General features: G+C 38.3%; 2 protein-coding genes. One reads left to right on the forward strand and one right to left on the reverse strand.

Annotated elements, in window-relative coordinates; all coding sequences use genetic code 11:
* Positions 1-942, forward strand: a 942-nt coding sequence (locus AC1DPZ_RS26515; protein ID WP_477409152.1) for a GyrI-like domain-containing protein, incomplete at its 5' end; no start/stop codon positions are given.
* 9 nt (positions 943-951) lie between these two features.
* Here AC1DPZ_RS26515 and AC1DPZ_RS26520 read toward each other — a convergent pair.
* On the reverse strand, positions 952-1,756 hold an 805-nt coding region (locus AC1DPZ_RS26520; RefSeq protein ID WP_477409154.1), incomplete at its 5' end, for an FG-GAP repeat domain-containing protein.

Below are 1,756 nucleotides of genomic sequence, written 5' to 3' on the forward strand. Positions count from 1 at the left end.
TACCAAACCAAAATGAAGAGAATTGTACTTATACTTTTAGCAGTTACTGCGGCTATTATTTCAGCAATATATTTAATAATCCCATCTACCTTAACAATTAATAACCAGGTTAACATTGATGCAACTGACGCTATCGCTGCTAAGTTTTTAACCCACCGGCAACAATGGGAAAAATGGTGGCCCGGCGCCAAGATCAATAATAGCCGGTTTGATTACGAGGGCATCCATTTTTATATCAGCGAAATCACCAACAGCGGTGCACATGTTACTTTGCAAAAGGGCCAATTAAAACTCAATAGCGAGATCAGTTATCTGGCTGATGATTTTGCTGTGAAAATAACCTGGCACACTAAAATACAAAACAGCCTTAATCCTTTTCAAAGGGTTAAAAATTATTTAAACGCCCAGGCTCTTAAAGCCAAAACAGCTGAAATTTTAAAACACCTCAAATCGTTTTTGGAGGATGAGAAAAAAGCATATGGTTATAAAATTTATATAGAAAAAATAAAGGATCACGTATTGCTTACTGCCATCACAAGTTYTGTTAACTATCCGGATGTGCAAACCATTTATGAAACAGTTAACAGCCTAAAGTTACACGCTAAAACTAAAGGCGTAGTATTAACCAACTTCCCTATGCTTAATGTTACAAAGGTTGATGATAAAGAGTACCAGGTTACTGTTGCGCTCCCTATCAATAAAACAATTAAGCCAGATCAGAAATCATTAATTAACAACCTGGTAGCTGGCGGTAATTTGTTGGTAGCCGATGTAAAAGGAGGCCCCAATACTATAAACGACGCTTTTAGTGCGGTTAAAGCTTACATGAAAGATCATAATTTAACAGCGCCGGCCATGCCTTTTGAATCGTTGATCACCGACAGAACTGTTGAAAAAGACACATCGAAATGGGTGACCAAAATATACGCCCCTATTTTTTAATCCTGATAACTATTTGGTAACCAGCATTACCTTACCATCATAAGTAACAATAATATAATCTGTTGATCCGGCCCGTTTTATGGTTGAAATATATGGCAGTTCCTGGAAATTAAAAGCTGCGTTAATTAAATATCCGGGGGGCGAAAACTGTTTTTGCTGTTTGTTATAATGCAAATCCACCAAACCCAAAGCATCATATTTACCTTCATAAGGTACAACACCCCAAAAGTTGCCGTTAAGCAATACATCCCCTGTTTTACCATCTGCCTGGATAATAGACCGGATGGGCGCCTGTTGGTACAGGTATGGCAACTCCTTAAATGTAGTAGCATGCAATACATCGCTCACAAAAATGCTATTAAACTGGTTTGCGCTTAAACGGTTATTATCATCCAGTTTATCTTTAAAGATCTCGGACGTGGTTTTATCGGCCATTTTTTGATAACTGAGCCACTCTTTTTTCAGATAAGGCAGTTCCTGTTCCAGGTCATTCTTTGGTCTGAAAGGATAATATTGTCCTTTAATAAAATAGGATAGTATAAAATCATTTTTCCCATCTTTATCCAGATCGGTATTGTAAGCATACAGCGATTGATCTGGTGTCACATTATATTTATTGTTTGTACCCCAGTTACCTGCTACCAGGTCGGCTTTGCCATCACCATCCATATCTGTAATTAATGCCGATTGCCACCAGCCCTTTTCATTATCCAACACCCCGGAAGAAAATTTATTGAGTTTTTTGCCGTCATTTAAAAAGAGCTGAATAGGGTGCCACTCGGCGGTTATTACCAGGTCGGGCTTGCCATTATGG

The sequence above is a fragment of the Mucilaginibacter sp. P4_G9 genome (genome assembly GCF_056400985.1).